Here is a 26,697-nt window from a genome sequence, read left to right as displayed (position 1 = left end):
GAGTTTGAAACAGATTCGATTAATGCTGTTTTTGAACACCTGTGATTATACTGGCTGATCGTCTGTAAGAAATTGGAGTGGTTCACCAGCCTTCTGCCATTTTAATCGGCTGGTAGCGTAGCGACTGGATTGTTCCTCGACGGGAGTGAGGATGGTGCCTTCTGCTTTGGCCTCGATAACGCCCACCGGTTTTCGATCGACGAAAAGCAGGTAGTCGGCCGGGCCGGAATCTGTGGGGTATTCCCGGACAGCCACACCCGCTCCAGCCGACAAATTCAACGTTTTCATGTCCTGTAGACACCACCCGGCAGCGGTGAGCATACGGTCGATGGTCTTACGAGCTTGAGCTTCAGGGGTTAACATTAATGTCTGAAAAAGTAATCCTGTAATACTACAATTTATCGGTAAATAAATGAAGCAATGTCAGGATGGACGATGGTTTTACTGGCTTTTTCCCATCGGTCAAACACTTCAAAAAGATAGTCAGAACGCCCGCAGTGTATATCCCCGCTGAAATAGCCCCAGCGATACAAAGACACAAATAAAAGAAACCGGGTTTTCAGATTTGGGGCTATGTACGAGTATGGTGATTTGTAGAATGGCAGCAAAGTGGATTGCTATTGGCAAGTGAAGATCGCTATTCAAAAGGTGGTATCTGCTATGAGTATTTGCTACAAAAAACCATCGGGCGAATCAGCAGCTTGATGCAAAGACGTTCAGAAATCTTTCAACAATTGTTTCCGATTATGATGAGGCTGTTTGAACTTAATCGGTCCTGTTTGCACCGAATGCTGGAGTGTCGTCCACTTTTTGGGCAAGACTCGGTATTTTGAAGACCATAAAATTAGCAGGACTTTTAATCTTTCTCCGGTCCTAAGCTCCTGCAACGGGTTTTGAGTTTATTGCCTGGTAAATACCGCCGTAATCAATCCCACCCGGCCTGCCCAGGTCGTATTCAGTCCCTGGTTGGCCGGCGTTACCGCAACCTGCGGCAGGTTGCCAATGCTGCCGATTGTCTGAAAACTGAGCACCAGCCGGTTGCTGCTTACTTCGCGAATGGTGATTGGGTAATTGGGGTAACTGGTGTAGCTATAGGCGGGTAAATTCTGGGCATTGGGCAAAACCGTCCCGTGGAAGATAAAGTCATAATTCCAGCGAATCAATCGGCCTTGCGTGTAGGTAGGGCGGCCAATCCGCAGCACCGATGCGCCCTCATCCGCTCCGGTTGTCAAAAAGAAATTGCCCTGTTGACGGAGACCCCGGTTGCGGGTAAAAAAGGTGTCGACACGGGCTGTCGCTACCGTACCGATGTAGAGCGTATCGGTAAACGGCATGATCACATTGGCCCGGTTTGGCACCAGCAGCGGGGCCGTACCGGGCGTGAGGGTAACGACGGTATCGCGCTGTCCGGGAATAATACCAACCTGATACTTGATCTGAAGCTGGGTGGGCAGCCAGATGCCACGCAGTTGGGTTTTGAGGGCATCCGTGCCTGGAGCCAGGGTAGGCAGGGCGTCGTCCTGACAGGCAAACAATGCGGCCAGCGTGAATAGGATGATGAGGAGTACTTTCATCGGAGTTGTCGGTTAGCTATCGTGTTTTAATCGTTTTGAACCATCAGCGGGTTGCGATCCAGTACGGTCTGCGGGATCAGAAACACCGTGAAGCGGCTGTTCCAGGGTATCGGCTGGCAGCCGGCAATGGCGCAGTCGGCCTGATTGGGCGAGGCTGTGCGGTCGGCGGGTTCAACGGCTTCGCGCCGGCGTTTCAGGTCATGAATCCGCTGACCTTCGGTAAACAACTCACGCACCACCTCCGTCCGGATTTCGGTCAGCAGATTGGCAGGTCCCATCGTCAGTGCTGCCAGTCCGGCCCGGGTCCGAACGGCGTTCAGATCGGCCAGCGATGCGGCTGCGTTTCCTTTTCGGGCATTCATCTCGGCCCGCATCAGCACAAATTCCGCCGATCGGTACAGTACCACATTGGTGTTGACACCCTGCGCCGGGCCGAGGTTGGTGGTACCCTGAACGCCCCATTTTCGACTGAACCACAGGCGGTTTGGGCTGCTCCAGTCGGTAGCCGTGGTTGCCGCCGAACTGGTGTCGATCAGAGTCCGGTAGCGCAGGTCACGGGCCCGGTCGAAGTTGGCCAGGGTTTTGAATCGTTGGCTCATGCGCAGGTTCGGCCCGCTGGTGAGCGTGTTGACGTTGGCGAGCTGAGCCGGTGTATAGGGCGATTGCAGTACGTAATGGGTCCGGATGGGAGCCGCGTTGGTGGTTTGCACGTTGCGGCCCGCTACATTGACCAGTTCAAAAATGACCTCGTCGCGGTTGGCCGAATTGGTCGTCGGCGAAATGCCGGTGCGCTGGAATACGCTGGCCAGCATCTGATTCCCCGTCGCCAGCGGAAAGCGATAGCCGGTTCCCGTACCCAACAACCGGTTACAGACCGCCAGACAGCTATCCACATTGTCCTGCTGAAAATACACGCGGGCCATCAGTGCCAAGGCTGCGTATCGGTTGGCGCGGGGCTGGTAGTCGGGCAGGTGACGGGCCGGGTCGTAATTTTCGGGCAGTAGCCGCTCGGCCAGGCGCAGATCGGTCAGCACCGAGTCGTAAGCGGCCCGAACGCTCAGACGCGGGTAGGTCAAGTCGCCAAAATCCGACAGGGAGTTATAGGCCGCAATGGGGCCGGGATGGCTGTTGTCGGTGGTATGGCCCCAGGGGTAGGCCAGCAGCCTCATTTGCTCAAAAACACACAGCGCCCTGATAAACCGTGCCTCGCCTTCGAGCCGGTTTCGTTGCTGGGCGATGTCGCGCCGGGGGTCGGGTTCGTTGGGTGTTTGGATCTGCCCGGTTCGCAAAATCTCCAGCACGTTGTTGGCGTTGGTGAGGCCAAATGTGCTCCACTGTAAAAACTCGGCCTGAAAGCCGTAATCTTCTTCGCGGTGTGTCCAGGTATACACCCGTGACGACCGGCCGGGGCTGTTGCGGTAATTGGTGTTATTGACGGCCACCAGATCGCCAAACGTTTCACCGATTATCAGCGCATTCCCGCCGAATGCCACATTCCGGGCGATGCCCGCATAGGCACCCGTGGACAGAATCTCCAGTTCCTGAACGGTTCTGACGTTCTGAGCCTGAATCAATTGCTTGGACGACACCTCGTCGAGATAGCTTTCACAACCAGCGAGGGTGAAAAGGACGACTATCAAAAATGGATATTTCATCGTTGTCATTTTAATGAAACCGTGCCTGTGGGCAGGGTGTGGTTCGTTGTGGTTATTCGGTAGGTCAGAAGCCGAAGCTCAATCCCAGCAGATACGTCTTCACCTGCGGCAAATCATTGTTGGTCAGGCCCGGAGAGAGGTTGGCATCGGCTTGCCCGGCTCCGCCGTTCCGGAACACCTCGGGGTCCCACCCGTTGAATTTGGTGATGGTGAATAGGTTCTGACCGGTTAGCGTCACCCGCAGGCTGCGAAGCTTCAGCTTGCGGGCGGTTTCACCGGGCAGGCTGTAGCCAACCTGAACATTCTTCAGCCGGGCAAACGAGCCATTGTGCAGGAACCGGGTCGACTCGACACCCCGCATATTGGAAGCCCACTGCAGTTGGTTCAGCGTCGCGTTTTCGCCCTGACCGATCATCTGCTGCACGTTGCCAATACCGGGAATGTTCTGGCGCAACACCTGGCCGGTAAAGGGATAACTCTGTGTTCGTTCGCCCTGGTCATAAATCCAGTTGCCGACCTGAAAATAGAGCAGTGCGCTCAAATCGAAGCGGCCCAGTTGCACCGTATTGGTTAGCCCACCGAAAAATACCGGATAAGGCGTGCGATTTCTGAGGATAAACTGGTTATTGCCCGCCTGATTGCTCACCGTACCATCCCAGAGGTTACCTGTTCGAACGGTTTGTCCGGTATTCGAAAAAACCGAGCGGTCGCGTTCATAAAACAGTTCATTGCCCGTTACGGGGTCGAAACCGGCAAACTGCACCATGTAGTAGTTGCCCAGTGGATAGCCCGGCGTGGCGATGTTTGGCCCATTGATCAGTTGCGACGGAAAGTTCAGAAACGGGGCGGAATAGGTACTCAACACCCGGTTTTCATTCCGGGCAATGTTGAAATCGGTGGTCCAGCGCAGGTTTTTCCGGTCGATGTTGCGCGAACTCAGACTGATCTCGATGCCCCGGTTGCGCACCGACCCGAGGTTGATCGTCATCACGTTACTGATCGTGCCGGCCAGTGGGCCCAGCGAGTAGTCGAGCAAGAGGCCATCGGAGACCTTGTTGTAGAAGTCGATGGTCCCGCTCAGGCGTTTGCCCAGCAGTTGAAAGTCGGCACCAATGTCGAGCTGGCGGGTCGATTCCCAGCCCAGGTCGCGGTTGCCGGGGCTGGTGAATTGCCCGCCCTGTACACCGCCGTAGATCGCTGCGTTGTAGCCGACATAGGTAAAGACTTTCTGCCAGGAGAAATTGCCAATCTCCGCATTGCCCGTTAGACCGTAGCTCGCCCGAAGTTTCAGGAAATTCAGGGCGGTGGAGTTGCGCAGGAAGGGCTCATCGCTCACGACCCAGCCCACCGAAGCACCGGGAAACGTGGCCCAGCGGTTTCCCGGCCCAAAACGGCTCGACCCATCGGTACGGGCACTGAACTCGAACAGGTACTTGTCCCGGAGGATGTAATTGACCCGGCCAAAATACGACACAAACCGGAATGAAAGCTCATTGTCGTAAACCACCGTTCGGGCCGTGTCCAGGCCCCGGCTGGCCCCATCCGGTACGTTTTCGGTAATGTAGGTGCCGTTGTCGGAGCGGGTGCTCTGGAGGTTGTTGCCCAGCAGAACCGTCAGCCGGTGATCTTTGCCGAGCGTACGGGTGTAGCTGATCAGGTTGTTGATGTTGAACGTCCGGTTTTTGATTTCCTGATTTTCAGCGCGCCCGTTTCCGCCCCGTTCTGCTCCGGTGATACCCGCCGGATACAGCGTTGGGTTGAGCAAAACAGCACTGCGGGTACGCTGAAAATCGTACCCCACTTCCGTTCGAATGCTGAGCCCGGCCAGCGGTTTGAGATCGATGAAACCGGTATTGGTGCTGCGGAATGTATTGGCCACATTGCTGTAATTGTTGCGATAAAAAACCGGATTGGTCCCAATGCTGATGGTATTATTGGTGCCGTTGGCGATGCCGTTGAAAAGTGAACCATTGGCCAGTTGCAAGGGGTAGGCGGGGAGTGCGTTGCTCAGGGCCGTTCGGAACGAGTTGTTGATCGGAACCGTGTTGACTTCAATGCCATTGGCCGACAGATTGACACCCATCGACAGAAATTGGGTGGGCGTGTATTTCAGATTGGCCCGGCTGCTGAGCCGCCGAAATGACTGCCCGACCACGATGCCATCTTCTCCCCGGTACGAGCCGCTGAGGTAAGCCGTCAGTTTGTTGGTTCCGGCACTTACGCCCAGCGTGGCCTGTCGGAACCGTCCCTGTCGCAGCACCTGATCGAGCCAGTTGGTGCTGGTGTTGTAGAGGGTGGTCGAGTCGACCAGCAGCGGGTCGAGGGCCGGGGTCAGGGAACCGCGCAGAATGCCCGTGGGCAGCAGACTGGACAAATTGGAAGATTGTGGATTCAGCCCGGCACGTACGTTGTTGCGGGCGGCCTGTTTCAAAATGTTCAGGTGGTCGGCGCCATTGTCGACCAGATCGACGCGGTTGGTCGCCGTATTGACGCCTTCCTGGTAGGAAACATCGAATTTGGGTTTGCCTTTTACGCCTTTCTTTGTCGTAATCAGCAGGACGCCGTTGGCCGCTCTGGATCCAAACAGCACCGATGCCGACGCATCTTTCAGGATTTCCATGCTCTCGATATCATCGGGGTTGATCTCCGACAACGGGTTCATGGCCACGCCCCCGGCGCCAAAAGCCCCCGTTAGCACCGGAACGCCGTCGATCACAATCAGCGGCTGGGAATTGGAATTGATCGAGGCCACGCCCCGCACGTTGATTCGCACGGCCCCGCCGGGTGTTCCGCCCGCCTGCGTGATCTGGACACCGGGCGTACGGCCCTGAAAGGCTACATCGGGGCTGACCGCCGTGTTGAGCCGGATGTCGGCCGCTTTGAGCGACGAAATGGAGCCCGTCAGATCGCGGGTGCGCTGTTCACCGAAGGCCACCACCTGCACCTCCTGGAGCAACCGCTCATCGGCCGCCAATTGCACATTCAGGGTCGTCTGGTTGCCGGGAATGATTTCCTGCGGTACGTATCCGACGTAGCTGAACACCAGCGTAATGCGTTCGTCGGGCAGGTTAATCCGGTAGTCTCCCTGCCCATCCGTCGTGGTGCCCCGGTTGGTGTTTTTGAGGGTAATATTGACGCCCGGCAACCCTTCGCCCGTGGCCGCATCGGTTACCCGGCCGCGAATCACCCGCTCTTCGTTCGACAGGATAATCTGGGTGCCAACGATCTGATAGGCAACGTTCAGCGGTTTCAGAAGCGAGGAGAGTACCGTCAGAAGCGTTTGGCGAACGGCGGTTACCGATGGCTTTAGCTGCCGAAATTGCTCGTTGCTGTAAACAAACGTATACCCGGTTTGCTGTTCGAGGTCGCGCAGGATCAAATCCAGCGTTCGACCTTCTGACGCTACCGTCACGAGGGTAACGTCTGTAACCGCATTGGGCGATACCACCGCACTGGCATTGGCGATGTCCTGCGCTGATAAAATTGGGCTATGGCCTGATAATACGAGCAGTAACCAGCAGATGAAGAGCTTTTTCATTATGAAACAGAGTTAGAGAACAAGACAAGGGCACGGATCACTGACCGTCGCAGCCGGGACCCTTGATGGTCACCTGCGACGGGGTTAGTTCATATTGAAACCGATTGGTCATGGCAATGAGGTTCATTACCTCCCGCAGGCTCTGGTTTTGGAATGTACCCGTCAACGGGCAATGCCGCAACGACTCCCGTTCGAGGGTGACGGGGGTTCCATACCAGCGTTCGAGGGTTTTGGCGACCTCGCCCATTGGCGTGTTCCGGAAAACGAGTTTCGATTCCGTCCAGGCGATCTGGTTAACCGCAACGGTGGGTTCAGTGGCAACGGAATGTCGCGTCAACGACTGAATGGCTTTTGTGTTCGGCGTCAGAAGTAGCGTATCCTTTTGCGTCGTAGCCGACTTGCTGCCGGTCTTCTGTTCGGTTGCTGCGGGCTTGGCAATAAACGCCACCCGGCCGGTCACAACCGACGTTTCAACGGTGGTGTCACCCGGGTAGGCCCGAATGTTAAACGATGTACCCAGTACCCGCACCGAACCCGTGGCAAGTCGAACCACAAACGGCTGTTTAGGATTAGGGGTAACCTTGAAGAATGCTTCGCCTTCCAGCGTTACCTCGCGCAGGTTGCCCGTGAATGCTTTCGGAAACCGGAGATGGCTGTCGGCATTGAGCCAGACCACACTGCCGTCGGCCAGCCGAATTTGTGACCGGGTTCCTTTCTGGTTAATCTGCTCCACCAGCGCAGCCGCCTGGGGAGCGGGTGTTTGGATCTGGAGCCAGCTCCACACGCCTACCGCAATAGCCACGGAAGCCGCTGCCGCCCAGCCAACCCACCGGCGCACCCGCCAGCGTGATCCCGCAGGTGATTCGTCCACTTTTTCGTTCTCGATACGTTGCTGAAGGCGTTCGAAAGCACGCGCCATGTCCAATGGGTCATTGGGCAGTTTCGCGTCTGCTGTCAGCCAGAACCGGCGCAGATTGTCCAGGAGTGGTTTTTGCTCAGGATGTGCCGACAGCCAGTCGTCGAACTGTTGCCGTTCCGCATCGGTAGCTTCGTTGGCAACTATTTTGCCGACCAGCGTCCAGTCGATAGAATTGTGCATTGCTTTTGGGGTTTCAAAAGCAAAGACCGATTTTCAGGCCGGACCCCGTAAGCGGATCAGTAAAATTTTTAGTTTTTTTTCTACAATTTCAATAAGACCCCAGGGCAGCGGCAATTTTCTTGAGCGCAATCCCAATCTGGGTTTCGACGGTACGGGGTGAAATGGTCAAGAGATCAGCGACTTCCCGGTACGAAAAACCCTGTTCTTTTACCAACTGAAAAATCAATCGGCATTGGGGAGGCAGCGTATCCACTGCGGTTTTGATGCGGTGCTGCATGTCAACCAGTTCGAGTGCCTGCTGGGGGTCATTGTCGGAGACCGCGAGGTCTGATTCGGCTGCGGTATCCGAATAAATGGGTACCGACTGGCTTTTTTTTTGAAGGTAATTCAGGCACAAGTTGCGCGTGGTGGTGAACAGATAGGCGCGAAAATTCAGGATGGTCAGGAGGGTGGCGCGGATCTGCCAGATCTTGAGAAAGACGTCCTGAATAATCTCTTCGGCGCTTTCCCGAATTTTTACATAGTACAGGGCAAACCGCATCAGTTCCGGGTAGAGTGATTCGAAGAGCAGACGAAATGACCGGTGATCGTTGTGTTGAGCCAGTTGTAACAGCCACTCCCTGAGTTGCTTATCCTTGTCGTTCATACCAGTAATCCTTCCGGTTTCTTTATTGCTAAAACAAGCGTTTTTCTATTAAATTGGGAATGAATTATACGCAGCCTTGGCTTATGCAGCGTGGCATGATCCAGACTTGCCTGATAGATCTGTACATTGAAAGAAGCGTACGATCATTAGATACTGTCCACCAAAACCGGACTACCCCAAATGGCTTGCTAACGCTACTTTAAAATCACGCTTGTCATTCAACCAATCCTGTTTCAGGCGTCTGTACATTTCAATGGTGGTTCACCACTCTTATACAGGTTAAATTTTTAGCAAACTTTTTCAGTACAACAGCGGTACTCCCTTCTATTGTAGTAGTAAGCTCGTCCAGTTTTAACCTGGTATGCCCAATGACACCGAAGTAGCGGAACTTTGGCTGGCCTCCGGACCATTGCGGGGGCCAACGTGATTCTGGCGCGGATTGAGGGGGTGACGATGGACGCGACGCTGAAAAACCAGTACATCGGTGAAGCCAAATTTTTGCGGGCACTGATGTATTTCAACCTGGTTCGGTTGTTCAACGGCGTCCCGCTGATTCTGACCGAAATCGCCACCGAAGCCAAGTCTTATACGTTTTCGCGCAACACAACGGCGGAGGTGTATGCCCAGATCGAAAAAGATTTGCTGGACGCCGAAAAAGTACTTCCTGTTCGTTACACGGGTGTCAATGTGGGTCGGGCCACTGCCGGAGCGGCCAAATCCCTGCTGGGGAAAGTCTACGTGCAGGAGAAGAAATACGCCGAAGCGGAAACCAAACTGGCCGAGGTGATCAGCAGCGGAACGTACCGGATTCTGCCCAGTCTGGCGGATGTGTTTGGCATCGGGAAAGACAACAACGACGAGATCGTTTTCGCCGTTCAGTACGTCAGCAGCGGTTTTGGCGAGGGGAACTCGTTTGCCTACAAACGAAGGGGAGAATGACTGGCCGGTTTTGCGGTATGCCGATGTGATTTTGCTCTATGCCGAAGCGCTCAATCAGAATGGCAAAACACCCCAGGCGCTGACGCAGGTCAACAGCATCCGAAGCCGGGCGGCTCTGGCCAGTTTAAGCGGTCTTTCCCAAGCCGATGCGCAACTGGCGATTGAGAAAGAACGACGCCTGGAATTGTGTTTCGAAGGCCACCGCTGGCATGATCTGATTCGGTGGGGAAAAGAGGTGACCACCATGCAGGCTTTCAAGGCGAAATACATTTCGCTCGACATTGCCCTGACGAACATGAGCGTTACGGCCGACCGCAAACTGTTTCCGATTCCTTTCCGGGAAATCAGTCTGAAATCAATTTTAACCCAAAACCCGGGATATTGAACCCGGAATCCGTTTTACAGTGGAACAACCTCCCGCATTGGTGCGATACCTCCTCTTTTTAACGCTGCTTTGCTTTTCGGCCGCAAACGCCCAGCCGGTGAAACGCCTGTATCTGGCCAATGACGATCACACCGACTACATGTGGACGGCCGATGAAGCCCGGTATGACACGGCTTTTGTCCGGATGCTCGATTATTACCTCGACCAGATCGACGCCACCCGGTCGAACCCGTCTGATTTTCAGGCGCGGTTCAACTGCGACGGTAGCTACTGGCTGCGGGCATATCAGAAATACCGCAGCCCGGCCCGGTTTAATCGGCTCATCGCGGCCATCCGTTCCGGCCACATCGGCAGCCCGTTGAACACCCTGGTCAGTACCTATGGCGCCCAGCCAACCGAAGCCGTAATCCGGGGGATGTATTATGCCGGGCAACTGGAACGTTCTCATAACCTGCGGTTTACTTTAGCCGAAGCGATGGAGAACAACACCTTACCGTTGGGCTTAAGCTCGCTTTGGGCCGGGTCGGGCGCGAAGTATAGCTGGAAGGGGATTGGTGGCTACGGCAGCCAGATGACCTACGAATACCGGGCCAACCGCCGTCACCAGTTGTACCGCTACGCCGGTTTGGATTCGTCCGGCGTGTTGATGAAATGGTACCGGTATGACGGACGGCCCAAAACCCACACGCCGTTCGGAGGCTATGCGGAATGTCGGCTGGTCATTAAATCGGTCAACACGATGAAGGAACTGCGGCAAATTGTCAACGGGCTAGATACGATGTGTGATACCATTTCGCCAAATTCAGCCTATCCCTACAATGTCGCGGGCGCGTTTGGGTATGGGCACGATGATCTGGATACCTATGTTTCTCAGCCGTTTGTGGATGCCGCCAAAGCCGAAACGACGCCGACCCGAAAGGTGCGGATTTCGAACGAGGAAGACTTTTTTCAGGACGTTGCCCGGACTTACCCGAAGCTGCCTTCCGAATCGGTGAGCTACGGCAACGAGTGGGATCTATATTGTGCGTCGATGAACGAAACCACCGCCCTGGTTCGCCGTTCGACCGAAAAGCTCCGGGCCGCCGAAGCCCTGGCTTCGCTGGTGGCGTTGAAGACCCCCGGTTTTGCCAGCCGCCTGACGCCCGCCCGGAATCTGGCCTGGGAGTCGTTCGGGCTATATTGGGAACACAACTGGACCGCCGACGGCCCGGTCAAACAGCCGGTGCGGGCGCAGTGGCAGATCAAAATTCAGCGGCAGATCAGTGAATACGTGGACTCGTTGTTTTCGCTTTCGGCAAAAACGCTGGGCAGGCAAATCCGCCAAAGTGCAAACCCGCGGTTTTATGTGTTCAATCCACTGAGCTGGAGCCGGAGCGACATCGCGGATTTTGTTTATGCCGGTTCGGGTTTCGTTCAGGTGGTCGATATTTCTACCGGAAAACCCGTTGCCAGTCAGTTGATTGCGAAAGATGGGAAGCGGTTTCTTCGCATCTTCGCCGAAGGGGTTCCGTCGGTTGGTTACAAAGTTTTCGAGATCAAAACTGGTCGATCACCGTCCTTGCCGCTAGCTGCTATGGTTTCCGGCGAAACCCTCCGAACGGCCCGGTATCGCATTCGGCTGAGCCCGTCGGGAGCCATCACCGACCTGTTTGACAGTCTGGCAAACCGGCAACTGGTAAAACCGATGGATGGGAAGTATCTGAATGATCTGGGTGTTTTGAACGTCGACGAAGGCAGTCCGGTGGTGGTCGAAAACGCGGGTCCGGTGTCGGTGACGTTGAAAGCGGTTTCGCCGGTTCCGGTACCGCATACGGTTCGGGTGACGGTTTTCGCCAACAGCCCGAACATCGAAATTGAGAACCGTATTCAGGCTAATTTCAGCGACGTGAAAACCTGGGCGTTTTCGTTCAATTTGGACAAACCAACCACCCGCCACGAAGAACTGGGCGCGATTCTGACCGCCAAAAAAGAAACGCGGGGAGGGCATTACGCGGCCCAGAACGCCCGGCTTGACTGGCAGACGTTCAATCACTTCGCCGATTTGAGTGAGAGAAATTATGGCGTAACCCTGTCAAATGTAGACTGTAGTTTTTTTAAATTGGGACACAGTACGGTCGATTCGCTCTGGGAGCAATCTCCGCAGTTGAATGCGCTGGCCGGTGGGCAGGTCGATACGAAGCGGGAAGACAGAGGTGTACTGGGTATTGATGGGCAGAACGGCCAAACCGATTTTTTGTATCAGTTTGCCATCCATCCGCATCAGGCTGATTTTGAGCCGGTAACCGCCATGAAGTTTGCCCTGGAACACCAGAACCCGCTGGTAACGGGAACGGTAACGGGTAACCGGAATTCCGATCCCAATTCAATCTTTTCGCTGTTGACCACCAGCGATCCGAACGTGTTGCTTTGGAGCCTGAAACCCAGCGAAGACGGAATCGGGGCGGGGTTGATGGCCCGGTTCTGGAATTTCAATGGAAAGCCGGTCGCGCCAACCATTACCGTAGCAAAACCGATCCGCCGGGCGTGGCAAACCACCCACATCGAAACCAACGAGCGGCTTTTGAAACCCGACAACCGCACCTTGCCGATCCGGTTTGCCCCGCATCAACTCAACTCGTACCGGCTTCAGCTTGCTAACTGATTCCCATGTGAAAAAACTGGCCATTGGCATCGACATCGGGGGAACCCGCACCAAAATTGGTCTGGTCAATCTGGAAACCGGGTTGGTCGAGGATCGGGTGATCCGGCCAACCGAAACTCAGGACGACACGCGGTTTTTGCAGGAAATCGGCCAAGCCATTCAGCAGTTTAAGGCCAAAGCGGAAACGGAACAGGCGTCGATTGCCGGGGTCGGTATCGGCGTCCCCAGTTTTGTTTTTCCCGACGGAACCGTCGATTCGACCTACGGTTTTCTCGCATTCATGGAAGATTATCCGCTGGCCGGTCGGATTCAGGAGCAGCACCAGTTGCCCTGCCGGGTCGACAACGACGCGCGGCTGGTGGCCCTGGGTGAATCGCTGTATGGGCAGGGCCGGGGCTATCGTCGCGTTCTGGTGCTGACGTTGGGCACCGGTTTGGGCCTGGGATTTACCATCGATGGCAAGCTGGACGGATCGCTGCCGTTCGCCCACATGGGCGGCCACCTGACAATCACCACGAACGAGACGGTTTGCTACTGCGGTAAAACCGGTTGTCTCGAATCCCTGGTCTCCGCTTCCGGTATCGCGCGGATGGCCAACCGATTGGGCTGGCCGAAGAAATATCCGAATCTGCCGATGACCGCCGAAACGATCTTTGCCGAAAAACAGACCGGAAATCCCGATGCCGAAGCAATTGTGCGGGAATACACCGGCTATTTGAAAACCGGGATCGACAACTTCGTCAACCTTTTTGCGCCTGATTGCATTGTGCTGGGCGGAGGCATTGCCAAAGGGCTGAAACCGGAAATCAATGCGCTGCACAATCCCGGTTTATTAAATCCCTACAAAGCGTATAAAACCGTACTGACACTTTCCATTCTGGAAGAGGAGGCCGGTATTCTGGGCAGTGCTGCGCTATTCAAGTAGCGGTTTTGGGATGATTGTCACACGTCAACGAGTCACTGAAACGATGAAGACGAAATACGAAGGATGGATTTTGTTCTCGATTGCCGCAGCTTTTTTCTGGGGAACCTGGGGCGTGGTGGCGAAACTGATTTCGGACGAGGTCAGCCCGTTTACGAACCACGTATTATTCAGCGTTGGCATGCTACTGACCCTGCCACTGGTGGTTAAAAAAGTCAGAAACGAAAAGCCGAGTCGCAAAGGCATTGGCTGGGGACTGGTGGCGGGGGTGCTGGCCGTGACGGGCAATGTGGCGGTTTACAAGGCGTTCAGTGCGGGCGGTCTGGCGGCCATCGTCATTCCGGTAACCAATCTGTATCCGCTCGTTACCATCGTCATTGCGTTGCTGGTTTTCAGGGAGAAACTGAACGGAATCAATGCCATCGGTATTTTGCTGGCTATTCCGGCGGTGGTGATGCTGTCGGGCGAGTCGTTGTTGTTTGAAAATCCGGCGGCTTTTTTCCAGACCATCGGGCTGAATTCCGGGGCCGACCGCCGGTGGCTGCTGTATTCGCTGGTGGCGCTGTTTTTCTGGGGTGTTTTCAGTGCGGCCCAGAAAGAGACGACCAACCACATTTCGGCGGAATGGTCCTACATCAGTTTCATCGTGTCATCGGTTTTGATCGCGTTGGTTTTTGTCGGATTCGGCTGGGCTGACTTTGCGATGTCGCCCAAAACGCTGGTGCTTGGTTCGCTGGCCGGCATGCTCAACGGGCTGGGCGTTCTGGCGAGTTTTGCGGCTTACAGTGCTGAAGGAAAAGCCTCGAAAGTCACGACGATTGCCGGTGCTTTGCAACCGGTTTTTACCATTATTTTAGCCCTGATTTTCCTATCAGAAAGTTTATCCCTGATCGAAACACTGGGCATTCTGCTCGCCATCGTCGGTGCATTGCCGTTATCGTATGAAAAAGAAAAAACAGACCCGAAGCCTGCCATCAAACCCGTTTAACTACGAGATTTTCAAGCAATGGGATGGGAACACGGATTTTCACGGATTAAAACAGATTTTATCCGTGAAAATCCGTTCCATCTGCTGAATCCGTGTTCCCATCTTTCAACCCTTCAAAACTAGACTATGGATGCAATTTTGCGTGAGATCTTAGAAATACCGACCCGGGCAGCCGATGTGCTCAAGAGCGCGATAGAACCGCTTCCGTTGCAGGTTCCGTATCTGGGCATGGGCTCGTCGTATTTTGCCCCGCTGGCTTTTAAATACATGGGGTTTCCCATTTACCCCGAACTGGCTTCCGACTATTTCTACTTTTTGGCAAAAGGGGCGAAAAAACCGCTGGCGGTTCTGTTGTCGCAGTCGGGCCGGAGCAGCGAAGTGCTCTGGTGTCGGGAATTGTTCGATCAGTACGTGGCGGTTTCCAATGACACCGGCAGTGCGTTGTGTACGGCATCGAACGTGTCGCAGGTGGTGCCGATTCGGGCGGGAGCGGAGCAGTATTCTTCGTCAAAAACGTACGTCAACACCTTGATTACGCTGTTCAAAGGGTTCGGTATGTCGCCTGCGGCCTCCGTAGAGCGGATTACTAATTCCATGAACCGCTACCGGGAACAGGGCGAGCAACTGGCGGATGCGGTTTTTCGTGTATGGAGTCAACACCGCGTTCACGGCATGTATGTAACGGGAAGTGGCCCCAACATCGCGACGGCCTGCGAAGCCGCTTTGATTTTGAGCGAAAGCACCAAGCTGAATTTCCACGGATTGCCGATGGCGCAGTATGATCACGGCCCCAAAGAAACCGCCAGAAACAGCATCGTGATTCAGATTCTGGCGAAGGGACCGGCCTACGAACGAACCCGTCGGCTGTCGGAATTGATCGCCGGTTCGGGGGGGCATGTGTTGATGATCGAAGAACCGGATGTGGACGAAAATTGGTCGATTCTGCACAACATCATTCCGTTTAATTTTATGGCGTATTACCTGGCTCTGAAGCTGAACATCGGCGAAACCTTTGTGGTCGGCGGCAAAGTGACGGAAGTGGTTTGACAATCAGCAGCGCATGAAAAAAGTATTCCACACGGTTTTTTTGCTGGCTTGCTTTTCCGCCTTGCACGCCCAGCCCGTCAAACGCATTTATCTGGCCAACGACGACCACACCGACTACATGTGGACGGGCAACGAAGCGCAATACGATACGGCTTTTGTCCGGATGCTGGATTATAACATCCGGCAAATCGATTCGACGAAAAACAATCCCGCTGATTTTCAGACCCGTTTCAATTGTGATGGCAGTTTCTGGCTGAAAATTTACCAGAAATACCGGAGTCCGGCCCAGTTTAACAAGCTCATTCAGTACATCAAATCGGGGCACATCAGCAGTCCGTTAAATACGCTGGTCAGCACCTACGGAGGGCAGCCGACCGAGGCCGTTTTGCGGGGTATGTACTACGCCGGGCAGCTCGAACGGAAGCACGACCTGCGTTTTCCGCTGGCGGTTTGCATGGAAAATCAGACGCTGCCGTTTGGGTTGAGTTCGCTCTGGGCGGGTTCGGGAGCCCGATACAGTTGGCGGGGCGTGTGCAGTTGTGCGTCAAAAATCGAATCGAAGCTCAAGGTTCGCCAGCACCAGTTGTATCGGTATCGGGGTTTCGACAACCGCAGCGTGTTGATGAAATGGTACAACCGGAGCCCGCTGTCGGTCGATCTGGGGGGCTATGCCGAAGCCCGTACCGAGAAAAAGATTCAGCATCCGTTGCCTGATATCAGCAGCCGGGTTCCGGTTTTGGACGCTTTGTGCGATACGATCTCACCCCAATCCGCCTATCCCTACAACGTGGCCGGGGCATTTGGCTACGGCTGGGACGATCTGGCCACATTTCAGGCACCTGCCTTTGTCGCGGCTGCCCATAACACGACCACCCCGACGCGGAAGGTTCGCGTGTCGAACGAAGAAGATTTCTTCCGGGATGTGGAGCGGAGTTACCCCAATATCCCGGCGCAGTCGGTTTCGTTTGGCAATGAATGGGATTTGTATCCGGCGTCGATGAACGAAACCACCGCCGAGGTTCGGCGGGCCACTGAAAAGCTCCGCGCGGCAGAAGCCCTGGCGGCTCTCATCTCCTTGAAAGACAGTACGTTTTCAACGGATTTAACCGCAGTACGAAACGCAGCCTGGGCAGCCTACGGCCTATACTGGGAGCACGACTGGACCGCCGACGGACCGGTTTCCCGAAAAGAACGGGCCGCGTGGCAGATCAGACAACAGAAGGCCATCACGGGCTACGTGGATACACTTTACAATCGCTCCGTAGCTGCTTTGGGCAAAAATTTAAAAGCCGCCAAACAAACCCGGTTTTATGTATTCAATCCGTTGAGCTGGGTTCGCAGCGATGTGGCCGATTTCCTGTATTCAGAAACCAATCCGGTTAAAGTGATTGATTTACAAACGAATAAGGAGGTTGCCAGTCAGGTGATTCGCAAAGAAGGGAAATCGTACCTGCGGATTTGGGCGGAGAACATCCCGTCGGTGGGCTACAAAGTGTTTGAAATTCAGCCCGGTGTTCCGGCGCGCAAACCGGTGGCGGCTCAGGTAAAGGGTGAGTTCATCCAGAATGCGTATTACCGGCTTCGGCTGCGAAAGTCGGGGGTTATCAGTGAGCTGGTCGATTTCCGGGCTGGAAACCGGGCCGTTGTCAGGCCGATGGATGGGCGGTTTTTCAATGATCTGGGATCGGGCAACCCGGATGCCGGAAACCCGCTGGAGATTGAAAACGCAGGGCCGGTTTCGGTCACGCTGAAGGCGGTTTCCAATGATCCGATTGCGCACACGGTCCGGGTGACGCTGTTTAAAAATAGCCGGGACGCCGGACCGCCCCGGATCGACATTGAAAACCGCATCGATGCCAATTTTGGTGACGTGAAAACCTGGGTGTTTTCGTATAATCTCGACCAGCCAACCACGCACCACGAAGAACTGGGTGCCATTCTGACGGCCAGAAAAGAAGTGCGGGGAGGACAGTACGCCAACGAAAACGCGCGCTATGACTGGCTGACGTTCAACCACTTTGCTGATCTGAGCGAATCGAATTACGGCGTAACGCTGTCCAACCAGGATTGCAGTTTTTTCAAATTAGGGCAGAGTACACCTGATTCACTCTGGGAACAGTCGTCCCAACTGAATGCGTTGGCGGGTGGGCAAGTCGATGGTGAAAACCTGGGGATTCAGCAGCAGAACGGAGCCACCGCGTTCCGATATCAGTTTGCCCTGACTACTCACACGACCGCTTTTGACCCGCTGGCGGCTATGCGGTTTTCCCTTGAACACCAGAACCCGCTGGCAACGGGAGAAGTCACCGGTTCTATCGGCAACTTTCCCCCAGTGACGCATTCACTGCTGCGGATATCAGACAAAAACGTTATTCTCTGGGCGTTGAAACCGGGCGAAGAGGGTGCCGATGCGGGCCTGATTGCCCGGTTCTGGAACCTGAAAAATACCGCCATCAGGCCACAGGTTCACCTCTTTCAACCGATTCGCAGCGTCTGGCAAACCACGCACCTCGAAACGAATGAACGCCGGTTGAATCTGACGCAGGGTAGCCCGGCTTTTGAATTTACTCCTTTTCAGATCAATACCTACCGCCTTGAGCTACAGCGATAAGCATCTTGGCTCAGAAAACCGGAAACTTGTCGACCCGTACGGGCATCGGTTGCTTCCTGACCCAGGTATCGGGTGATGAATTTTCGAAATACATTCTCCATCTGGATGTGTAGTTAGGTAAATCGTCGCGTACGGTTTTTTACAAAAAAAACGGAACTTATCTGTAATATTTCGCCGGCCCCTGCGACTAATAAGATAAAACTAAAAAACGATGCATGCTACCAATCAATCCGTTAGGGAAAAAATCCTGTCAAACCGGTTTAACCGTATTCTGTACGGGGCCTTTGTGCTGTTGAGCCTCTACTTCTTTTTGACGGGCTCGTATGGGGATGCCGCCAGCAATTTGGGAATCGCCCTGATTTTCGACCCTTTCGATCAGACGGTGCGTTGGGATAACCGCCCGCGCTGGCAACGCGTCTGGCTGATTGTCCATCTTTTGATCCTGGCAGGAATCGGTTTGGTTTACTGGAAAACCTTCGGCTGATCGCGTATTCCTACTAGTTCCCTTCGCTACCGGTCCTCATGTTATCCGAGCAGGAATTTATCCGACAGATTCGCCAGCATCAGAAAATCATTCATAAAGTTTGTCACCTCTATGCGGACAAACCGGAAGATCGCGAAGATTTGTTTCAGGAAATTCTGCTGAATGCCTGGAAAGCCAACAGCAGTTACCGGCGGGAGGCTTTGTTCACCACCTGGCTCTATCAAATCGGGCTGAACACGGCGATTTCATACTGGCGGAAAACAAAACGGAAACCAACTCAAGCTGGGCTTGAGAGCATACTTCAACTTCCTGATCTGAATGATGACACTACCGAACAGCAATTTGTCGCGCTCTATCAAGCCATCGGCCAGTTGGATAAAATTGATAAAGCGGTGGTGATGCTCTATCTGGATGAGTACGATTATGCGGCTATTGGTCAACTGTTGGGGATTACGCCGAATTACGTAGCGGTAAAAATGAATCGGATCAGGCAGCAGCTCAAACAAACCGTACAACAAAACTAGCCAATGGAACTGGACGAGTTTAAAGCCATTTACCAGGCTCATTTCGAACTGATTCCCGACAAGTCGGGGCCTGCGCTGGAGGAGATGCTCCGGAAGCGATCTCACACCGCCATCGAGCGTATTCTGCGAAATCTGTTGTGGGAAGTCGGTGCGGCCCTGGTCATCATGCTGGTCCTGGCCTTTGTGATGGTTATCTGGTCATCAACGATTTTCCGGTGGGTGGGTGGCGGTCTGCTCGTTCTGAGTGTTGCTCAGGTGGTTGGGTTCACCTGGCAATCCCGTCAGCTTAGCAACCGACTGAATTGGCCCCCAGGGTCCGTCCGGCAGAATTTACAGGAAATGGAAGCTATGATTAGTCGATTTGTGCGGATTTATTATCGCTATTGTATGGGTTCTATTCCCGTAGGTCTACTGCTCGGCGGTTTTATTGGGATAACCGGAGATCAGACCGATCCTGCCTTTTCAGCTCTCCCTGAAAACCCCGGCATCCTCTTTGCCGTATTGTGTCTGCTGTTGTCGGTGGCGCTGGTCATTGGTACGTATTTTATGCTCAAATGGTATATTTACCAACTGTATGGCCGTTATCTTGATGAACTGAAAGCCTGTATTACACAGCTTGAATAAGGTTGACAGTTTTTCTTGAAAAACACCGAACGGCACGCGCCTGAATCAGTAGCTTACGGTTTTACTACTTTGAATAGCTGATTTTCCGTTAACGTACTAACGCGCAGCACCAATACGCCTGCTGTCGTTCGGTTAACCGGCAGCCGGATATGCTCCACCGCACCAGCCTGCCCGACCTGATGCTTTGCCGTGAGTTGCCCGCGAATGTCGGTTAGTTCCACGTGCAGGGGCTGTCCTTCCACACCCGATACCTCTAGCTCCACCGCATCACCCCGGATCGGATTGCCCAGCAACCTCACCCGACTGGCCACCTGGCAAATTCTGAGCAATTCAGCGAAAAGTAGAGTTTTCATCATCGTGAGTTTTGTTTTTAGTCAAACGCAAAGATTCCCTACCTACGGTTTGAGCCGTAGTACGATCCGGAGAGCAAGAATTCAGGGGTAGCTTCCTTTAGGCACTTACCAAAGTGGGTTTTGTGCCAATGCCCCGGCAATATTTATATCACTTTGCGGAATGGGATACAGATACATCTTCGGGGTAAATACCCGGTCTTCAACGGGAACGGGCTTGTAGCTGAACGTCGCATCAGCGTTTCTGGTGATGTCGACTCCGCGGAGTGGCGTATTGAAATACGTGGGACCCTGCATCCATCGGCGGACGTCCCAAAAGCGGTGATCTTCAAAAGCAAATTCCACCCGTCGTTCATTCCGTATTTTTTCCCGCACATCGGCCTGCGACAAGCCGGCCGGCAAAAGGGGCATGGCGACGCCCGTCCGGCTTCTGACCCGGTCATAATAGGCCTTGATATCGGCATTGCCCGGGCTCCACTCGTTTAACGCTTCGGCGTAGTTCAGGTAGATTTCGGGATACCGAAACAGAATCCAACTGTGTACACCGGTATTGCCATTGATCAGGTTCAGGCTCTCAATCTGGTATTTTCGGAGGTAGTAGCCGGTTTTGGAAGCAAATGGAATCGGTTTGGCGTCCAGTCCGCCCGTCCACAACTGCACATTTCGGGCTGGTGTACCGAATGGCGTGTTATTGACCACAATGGTGAATCCCAAACGAGGATCGCGGTTGGCATACGGATCAGCGGCCATAGCCGGGTTGTTCCAGTCGAATTTAGCCGCCGTTGTCGCATTGACTTTGACCTCGTAGGCATCCACTAAATCCTGTGAAGGCGTATTGCCGCTTTGGCCTAAATTGAAGCCAATGGGTGAGTTATTTCTTTCAAACTGATTACTGGCCGCATTACTCCGGGTAAAGATAATTTCGGCATTGTTGAACGTATTGAACAGCGATTTATAAGCCCCCAGCGTCGGTAAGGCAGCCGCATCAATGACGGCTTTGGCGGCATCGGAAGCGGCTTTCCAGCGGGTCATCCGGTCACTACCCGATACTGAAATCAGTTCCGGCCTGGCATAACCGCCCGACCAGGCGGGGGTGTTGAATAGATCGCTGGCGGCATACAACAGAACCCGGCTCTTGAGCGACAGCGCCGTAAGTTTCGTTACCCTTCCCAAATCGGTGGCGGCAACATACGGAAAGGTCGAAGCATTGAGGGGCAATTGGGCGGCTGCCGAGTCACACTCTGCCGTAATAAACTGGATGCATTCGTTGAGGCTGTTGCGCTCGGTTTTTGAGAAATCTTCGTCCAGCGACAGGGCTCGGTTGATGAGCGGCACGCCCCCGTAGCGTTTCACCAACTCAAAGTAATAATAAGCCCGCAGGAACCGGGCTTCGTAGGTCCACCGCTTGATAGCCGCCAGGTTGGTCTGGTAAACCTGCTGGGCCGAAGCCGACGGGTCGAGTTTCCAGGGGTCGAGGTTAATTTTTCCCGTGGAGGCCAGAAACTGATTTACTTTTCGAATGCTGCGGTAATAGGTGCCCCAAACCAGGTCGGGATTGTTGACGGCATTCCAGCTACCGGTATTGAAACTCTGAACCGGGTTTGTTTCGGCCGTAAATTCGGCTTCATCCGTCGCCGAAGCCATCATGGCTGCCCCACCAATATAAAGGGTGCCATCGGGGATATCAGCGTAAATGGCATTCAGTAAGGACTGGACATTTCCAAATGACTGTTCAATTTCCTTTTGCCCAATTGTGGTTACAAATTCCCGGTCAAGGTCCTGGCAGGCACTCATCGTCAGCGCAGCCAAAACGGTTAGGGTATAGGTATATTTTTTCATAAGTCAGCTTCGTTTTGAATGAATTACAACTGGACTTTCAGGCCAAGCGTAACGGTCCTGATCACCGGATAACCGGTTAGGGATTCGGGGTCGCCGTAGGGAATCCGGTCGAGTGAGAACAGGTTCGTGCCATTGACAAAGAACCGGACGGTTTTGAGTCGCATTTTATCCGATAGGCCCGACGGGAGCGAATAGCCGATTTCGGCACTGCGTAACTTGACGAAACTGCCATCGCGTTGCCAGAAACTCGAAAACTGATAATTGTTCAGGTTATCCTTTGACGACAGCCGTGGATAGTCGGCGGTGGCCGCCGTTTCCGGAGTCCAGCGGGTGAGTGCAATGGGAGCGACCTGACCGTTACCCTGAAATGCCTGAAAATAATTGCCGCCTAAATACACCGTGTTGCCCGTAACCGCCTGAAAAACCAGATCCGCATCAAATCCTTTGTAGCGGAAACCGGTGTGCAGGCCAAGCGACAGGGTTGGCAAACCGGGGTTGCCAATGGGCATTCGGTCATTGGCATCGATGATGCCGTCGGGTTTGCCGTCGGGTCCGCCAACATCCTGGTATTTAATATCACCGGCTTTTATGACCTCACTCAACACGCCGGGAACACTTCTGGGGTCGTTCTGTCGCTGGGCGATGTCTTCCAGGCTGTAAAAACCAATGGCTTTGAGGCCAAACGGCTGACCAATGGCGGCACCGGTAGCGTATAACCGGGTGTTTAACTGAACAGCTTCAGCGTTGAAAACCACTTTGTTTTTGAAATAAGACAGATTACTCTCGACAAAGAATTGCAGGTTCTTTTTCTGGCTGGTAGTATACCGCAGCGCTAAATCAAACCCTTTATTGGTTGCTTTCCCGTTGTTCAGGTTCGGGGTAACGATCCCGGCAAACAACGGTGTTGTGCTGGCCGAAGCCACCATAATGTCGTAACGGTCGCGATTGAAATAATCAAACGAGAGGTCGAAGTGCTTGAAGAGCGTTGCGTCGACGCCCACATTGAGCGATTTTTCTTTTTCCCAGGTAACGTTGGGGTTGGCAATAGCGTTTTCGGCTAATCCGCCGACGGCCGCATTACCCGTTCCGAAAAAGTAGCCCCCACCTCCAAATGTTGGGGTATAGGCATAGCGGGTCGACAGACCCTGTGACACAATGTTGTCGTTCCCGACAAGGCCGTAGGAACCCCTCAGTTTTAAAAAATCGATCGCCTTGTGATTGGTCAGGAATTTCTCGCTCGACAGCACCCAGCCCAACGAAGCGGCCGGAAAAAAACCGTAGCGTTTGCCGGGCGCAAAAATCTCGCTCCCCATATACCCCGCCGAGAATTCAGCGATGTATTTGTTGTCGTAGGCATAGGTAAACCGACCGGCTCCGCTGTTATGCTTATAAGGGTCTGTGGAGTTGGCCGTCGGTGTGGAGGGGTCCGAAGCCGGACCAAAAACCGTTACATTGTCGGTATTGAACATCAGCATCGCCGAGATGTCACTTTTGCCAACGGTCCGCTTATAATTCAGGAAAGCCTGAACGATCAGATTCCGGTATTGATCCAGCGTTTCCTCGGCACCGGCCAGGGCGGTTAACTGCCCGACGGCAGGGCTATAAATGGTGTCGCCAGCCGCGCCTTTTGAAATAGAATAACGGGGGTATTGCTTGGATTTCCGGGACCCCGACTCAAAATAATTATTGAGCGAAACGGCAACGGAAACACTCAGCCCTTTAGCAAGCATATCCAGTTGCTCCGTCAGCTTTAACGACGACAAAACCGTGCGGGAATTGTTGGTGTAAAATCCCGTCGACAGCAGATTGGCCACCGGGTTGGCATACAACGCATTGCCGCCATAACTCCCGTTGGGGTTATACACCGGAAAGGCATTGGGAGGGAGTTGGGCCAGTAAATTAAAAGTCGAGCCGGTGGTGTAGTTATTCGGGTTGTTGGTCTGTTCGAAAGAACCGGCAATCTTAAATTCAGCCGACAGCCGATTCGTGAGGTTTACATCCAGGTTGGTCCGAAAATTATATCTGGAGTAGTCTGAATTGGAACTTTCCTCGTTCATATCGCCGAATTTTTTGAAAAGCCCCTGGCTCTGAATCGCATTCAGCGTAACGAAGTACCGCACGAATGTATCGCCCCCGCCGAAGGTCAGGTTGTAACTGGAAACGGGGGCCGTGGGCCTCAATACCTGATCATACCAATTGACGTCCGGATGAAAAACGGGATCATTGCCCGTCCGGTAGGCTTCCAGATCGGCATCCGTGTAGCGGGCGGGTAACCCATCGTTTGCCAGTGCTTCGTTATACAACATCCCATACTGGTAGGCGTTTAAAAACTTCGGCAGGTATTGCGCCTGATTGAAACCCTGTTTGGTGGAAAACGAAATTCTCAGTGGCCCTTCCTGACCGGTTTTGGTCGTTACCAACACCACCCCATTGGCTCCCCGGGCCCCGTAGATGGCCGTTGCCGACGCATCTTTCAAAACCGTAATGGTCTCGATTTCTTCGGGTATCAGTTGCATAAAAGCATTCGACGTACCGGCACCATTGCTGATGTAACCATCGATCACCAGCAGCGGGGAATTGCCGGCAGCCCCAAACGTGTTGACGCCCCGCACAAAGAGTCCGGGGGTAGAAGATCCCGGCTCCGATCCCCCCTGTGTAACCGATAAACCGGCCAAACGCCCATAGAGGGTGTTCCCGAGATTCAGGGTAAAGTTTTTTTCCAGATCGGCTCCGTATACGGTTGAAATGGCACTCGTAATTCGTTGCGCAGGCTGGGTGCCAAATCCAATATTTTTGACCGTCGACCTGGGCAGAACGGTAACGGTATCGGGGGCATACCGTTGACCGTTACCCGCTTGCGCCTGTACGTTTTTACGCAGGAGCAGGGTTAAAAGTAAGACAGGAAAAATGGTTAAGGTATAGTGTCGTTTCATGGCAGCGAAGGAAATTGGTTCGAAATGGAGGGAGCAAACGTGCTGTCGCCCAGCGGCAAATTCCACGCTTACCAACCGGGGTTCTGGACTAAATTCCCTTTCAGTACTTCAGTCAATGGGAAAGGATGCAGGTACATGTTCTTGTTGAATGTCCTGGTTTCAAAGGTGTACGGTTTCCAGGCATATTTATAGTTAGGTGCGGTACCGCTCCGGGTAATCTGCAACCCCTCCATATTTCCCTTCATCACGCCCTCTTCTTCGGCAATCAACCAGCGTTTGACATCCCAAAACCGGTGATCGTCATTGAGCATTTCGATCGCGATCTCGTTGCGCACGCGCTGTCTGAATTGCTCCCTGGTGAGTCCCTGCGGCAGATTCGGCATGCCGGAACGGGTGCGGATGGCATTGATGGCGTCGTAGGCGGCCTGCACCGGTCCCGCTGCTTCATTCAAGGCTTCGGCGTAATTGAGGTACAATTCGTTCACCCGAAACAGCACATCGTTCATCACAAAATTGGCGCTGGTCGCATTTCTGGGGATGTATTTCCGCAGCCAGAAACCGCCCTTGCAGTTCACATAATCTTTGCCACCGCTGTAGATCTGGGCAATCGGATCGCGGGCCGTATAATACCCGTTCGTATAGATCACCGACTGCTTGAATCGGGGATCCAGCTCCGCATATTTTGCCAGCAGGTCGGTTCCACCGGCAGCGTCCCAGGTCTGGGGCGTCCCGTCGAGTTTCTCGTATTTCTTCACAAAATTCAGCGGCACACTGATTCCGCTCCAGAACGATCCAAAGCAGGATGCGTTCCAGAAGGTCAGGGGCGCATTGCCAATATTCGTAATGGCATTTGCATTGTTAGCGCCACCCTGATACATGAAGATCAGTTCTTTATTGTTATTGGTTTCCCAGGATACCCGGTAATTGCCCAGGGGGCCTACGGTGCCATTATCCAGTTCTTTCGGATTCCTGTTCGCAGGCTCATCAATGAGTTCATAGCCATTTGCCAGGGCGTAGTCGAGCGCTGCTTTAGCCGCATCGGCGGCTAGCTGCCAACGGTTTGGGTCAAAATTACCGTAGCAGATCAGGGCATTATCGGCCGCATTGGTCATCCCCAGCACGGGGGTTGCGGTATTGTACTGCGGACTGGCGGCATACAGCAACACTTCCGATTTGATGGCCAAAGCGACCAGGGCCGTGACTCTGCCGGTTTGAGAAGCCGAATAAGCGGCTGGCAGATTGGGCACCGATTCATCAATATCTTTTACGATAAAGTTGACGCAATCACTGAAGGAACTTCGGGGAACATCCACTCTCTGGCCGGCGTCATACACCTTGTCGACAATCGGAACGCCCCCATATCGCTTGAGCATTTCCAGATAATTCAAGGCGCGCAGGGTTCTGACCTCGGCGACAACCTGTTTTTTGTAAACCGCATCGGCATCGGGCACTTCGTCGATTCGTTCCAGCACCAGATTGATCTGACGCAAAGCGATCCACCGGATATAATACCGAAAGTCTTCAACATTCACGATCGTAGATGGCAGAACAGTGCCTTCATTCCAGCGGTTGTTGTTCACAAAGGCGGCCTCCGAGGCATCTCCTTCGTCGCTGATACTGGAACTGGGGTGAATGCAGTCGGTGGCGTTTACGCCCGAAAATGGAATGTAGTTCCTGTCAGGAGAGGTAACCCCTTCGCCCTGAACCCGGTACCGGAAATTGGAATGAACACCATAGCGGTAAATCGTGGTGATAAAGGTCTCCAGATTGGCTTTATTCAGAAAGGCATTGTCTTCGGTCAGATCCACGCCGGGTGCTTTATCCAAAAAGTCCTTATTACAGGAGGTGGTAATCAGGCAGCAGAAGAGTATAGCAGTAAAGGATACTATTTTTTTCAT

The 26,697-nt window shown here is 53.8% G+C and carries 20 protein-coding genes; 10 read left to right on the top strand and 10 right to left on the bottom strand.

Features of this window, described 5'->3' with window-relative positions:
• Positions 1 to 45: 45 nt before the first annotated feature.
• From ACS5NO_RS14830 to ACS5NO_RS14805, 6 genes are all read right to left on the bottom strand, one after another.
• Entirely contained in the window at positions 46 to 321 is a 276-nt protein-coding gene (locus ACS5NO_RS14830; RefSeq protein ID WP_439415881.1) for a hypothetical protein, read from the bottom strand.
• 578 nt (positions 322 to 899) lie between these two features.
• Complete coding sequence (locus tag ACS5NO_RS14825; RefSeq protein WP_439415880.1) at positions 900 to 1,574, bottom strand: hypothetical protein; 675 nt, start codon at positions 1,572 to 1,574, stop codon at positions 900 to 902.
• A gap of 26 nt (positions 1,575 to 1,600) precedes the next feature.
• Positions 1,601 to 3,229, bottom strand: a complete 1,629-nt coding sequence (locus ACS5NO_RS14820; RefSeq protein ID WP_439415879.1) for a RagB/SusD family nutrient uptake outer membrane protein — start codon at positions 3,227 to 3,229, stop codon at positions 1,601 to 1,603.
• A 64-nt stretch (positions 3,230 to 3,293) separates the two neighbouring features.
• Positions 3,294 to 6,767, bottom strand: coding sequence for a SusC/RagA family TonB-linked outer membrane protein (locus ACS5NO_RS14815; protein WP_439415878.1), 3,474 nt, complete (start codon positions 6,765 to 6,767; stop codon positions 3,294 to 3,296).
• A gap of 37 nt (positions 6,768 to 6,804) precedes the next feature.
• Positions 6,805 to 7,866, bottom strand: coding sequence for a FecR family protein (locus ACS5NO_RS14810; protein ID WP_439415877.1), 1,062 nt, complete (start codon positions 7,864 to 7,866; stop codon positions 6,805 to 6,807).
• Positions 7,867 to 7,954: 88 nt separating this feature from the next.
• Positions 7,955 to 8,512 carry an RNA polymerase sigma-70 factor gene (locus tag ACS5NO_RS14805; RefSeq protein WP_439415876.1) on the bottom strand — a complete coding sequence of 186 codons (558 nt, stop codon included), beginning with the start codon at positions 8,510 to 8,512 and terminating at the stop codon, positions 7,955 to 7,957.
• Between the two features lie 390 nt (positions 8,513 to 8,902).
• Here ACS5NO_RS14805 and ACS5NO_RS14800 point away from each other — a divergent pair, with 390 nt between their 5' ends.
• From ACS5NO_RS14800 to ACS5NO_RS14755, 10 genes are all read left to right on the top strand, one after another.
• Positions 8,903 to 9,451: a RagB/SusD family nutrient uptake outer membrane protein gene (locus ACS5NO_RS14800; RefSeq protein ID WP_439415875.1), complete on the top strand. Its 549-nt coding sequence runs from the start codon at positions 8,903 to 8,905 to the stop codon at positions 9,449 to 9,451.
• On the top strand, positions 9,426 to 9,836 hold the full coding sequence (locus tag ACS5NO_RS14795) for a RagB/SusD family nutrient uptake outer membrane protein (RefSeq protein ID WP_439415874.1): 411 nt from the start codon (positions 9,426 to 9,428) through the stop codon (positions 9,834 to 9,836). Before ACS5NO_RS14800 ends, ACS5NO_RS14795 begins: the two co-directional genes overlap by 26 nt.
• 40 nt (positions 9,837 to 9,876) lie before the next feature.
• A complete protein-coding gene (locus tag ACS5NO_RS14790; protein ID WP_439415873.1) occupies positions 9,877 to 12,477 on the top strand; it encodes a glycosyl hydrolase-related protein in 2,601 nt (866 codons plus the stop codon).
• 7 nt (positions 12,478 to 12,484) lie between these two features.
• Positions 12,485 to 13,402, top strand: coding sequence for an ROK family protein (locus ACS5NO_RS14785; RefSeq protein ID WP_439415872.1), 918 nt, complete (start codon positions 12,485 to 12,487; stop codon positions 13,400 to 13,402).
• Between the two features lie 43 nt (positions 13,403 to 13,445).
• A complete protein-coding gene (locus ACS5NO_RS14780) occupies positions 13,446 to 14,387 on the top strand; it encodes a DMT family transporter (protein ID WP_439415871.1) in 942 nt (313 codons plus the stop codon).
• 126 nt (positions 14,388 to 14,513) lie between these two features.
• Positions 14,514 to 15,434 carry an SIS domain-containing protein gene (locus tag ACS5NO_RS14775; RefSeq protein ID WP_439415870.1) on the top strand — a complete coding sequence of 307 codons (921 nt, stop codon included), beginning with the start codon at positions 14,514 to 14,516 and terminating at the stop codon, positions 15,432 to 15,434.
• A gap of 13 nt (positions 15,435 to 15,447) precedes the next feature.
• The gene (locus ACS5NO_RS14770) at positions 15,448 to 18,045 is read left to right on the top strand and encodes a glycosyl hydrolase-related protein (protein WP_439415869.1); all 2,598 of its coding nucleotides are present in this window, start codon (positions 15,448 to 15,450) and stop codon (positions 18,043 to 18,045) included.
• Positions 18,046 to 18,256: 211 nt separating this feature from the next.
• Positions 18,257 to 18,529 (top strand): hypothetical protein, encoded by a 273-nt coding sequence (locus tag ACS5NO_RS14765; protein WP_439415868.1) that lies wholly within the window; start codon positions 18,257 to 18,259, stop codon positions 18,527 to 18,529.
• A gap of 38 nt (positions 18,530 to 18,567) precedes the next feature.
• Positions 18,568 to 19,053 (top strand): RNA polymerase sigma factor, encoded by a 486-nt coding sequence (locus tag ACS5NO_RS14760; RefSeq protein WP_439415867.1) that lies wholly within the window; start codon positions 18,568 to 18,570, stop codon positions 19,051 to 19,053.
• Positions 19,054 to 19,056: 3 nt separating this feature from the next.
• Positions 19,057 to 19,677: a DUF8845 family protein gene (locus ACS5NO_RS14755; protein ID WP_439415866.1), complete on the top strand. Its 621-nt coding sequence runs from the start codon at positions 19,057 to 19,059 to the stop codon at positions 19,675 to 19,677.
• A gap of 53 nt (positions 19,678 to 19,730) precedes the next feature.
• On the opposite strand, the gene ACS5NO_RS14750 is transcribed toward ACS5NO_RS14755, so the two are convergent.
• From ACS5NO_RS14750 to ACS5NO_RS14735, 4 genes are all read right to left on the bottom strand, one after another.
• Positions 19,731 to 20,030 carry a T9SS type A sorting domain-containing protein gene (locus tag ACS5NO_RS14750; RefSeq protein ID WP_439415865.1) on the bottom strand — a complete coding sequence of 100 codons (300 nt, stop codon included), beginning with the start codon at positions 20,028 to 20,030 and terminating at the stop codon, positions 19,731 to 19,733.
• Positions 20,031 to 20,135: 105 nt separating this feature from the next.
• Positions 20,136 to 21,866, bottom strand: coding sequence for a RagB/SusD family nutrient uptake outer membrane protein (locus ACS5NO_RS14745; protein WP_439415864.1), 1,731 nt, complete (start codon positions 21,864 to 21,866; stop codon positions 20,136 to 20,138).
• A gap of 23 nt (positions 21,867 to 21,889) precedes the next feature.
• On the bottom strand, positions 21,890 to 24,799 hold the full coding sequence (locus ACS5NO_RS14740) for a SusC/RagA family TonB-linked outer membrane protein (protein WP_439415863.1): 2,910 nt from the start codon (positions 24,797 to 24,799) through the stop codon (positions 21,890 to 21,892).
• 68 nt (positions 24,800 to 24,867) lie between these two features.
• Positions 24,868 to 26,697 (bottom strand): RagB/SusD family nutrient uptake outer membrane protein, encoded by a 1,830-nt coding sequence (locus tag ACS5NO_RS14735; RefSeq protein WP_439415862.1) that lies wholly within the window; start codon positions 26,695 to 26,697, stop codon positions 24,868 to 24,870.

Source organism: Larkinella fluvii (assembly GCF_051857545.1).
Classification (GTDB): Bacteria; Bacteroidota; Bacteroidia; order Cytophagales; family Spirosomataceae; genus Larkinella.
This window is presented reverse-complemented; position numbering and strand designations above follow the sequence as displayed.